The sequence below is a fragment of the Pseudomonas sp. PNPG3 genome (assembly GCF_023093815.1).
Taxonomy (GTDB): domain Bacteria; phylum Pseudomonadota; class Gammaproteobacteria; order Pseudomonadales; family Pseudomonadaceae; genus Aquipseudomonas; species Aquipseudomonas asiatica.
On the sequence record NZ_JALLKV010000187.1, the window covers coordinates 1 to 279 of the forward strand.

The following is a 279-nucleotide window of genomic DNA, read 5'->3' on the forward strand; positions in this document are numbered from 1 at the left end:
TGATGACATTAGAATCAAAGAATTTGTTAAAGATGTAGCTAAATACGATGAAGTTTATGGTTTAACTAATAAAGATGAGAAAAACTTTGTCATGATTAGTGATGATGATCACCACAAACCTCATATTATGCCTGTTTGGAGTATTAAAAACCGTGCAATTAAGGTACGAGATGAAGATTTTGAGGAATGTGAAATTATCGAAATTGAAGGTAAAGTTTTCGGAGAGTGGTTAGATAAGTTACGTGATGATGATGAGGCGGTAGCTATCGATTTAAAACC

Annotated in this window: 1 protein-coding gene; it reads left to right on the forward strand. The window is 33.0% G+C overall.

Features of this window, described 5'->3' with window-relative positions:
* Positions 1-279, forward strand: a 279-nt coding sequence (locus MJ643_RS30680) for a DUF2750 domain-containing protein (RefSeq protein WP_247727309.1), incomplete at both ends; no start/stop codon positions are given.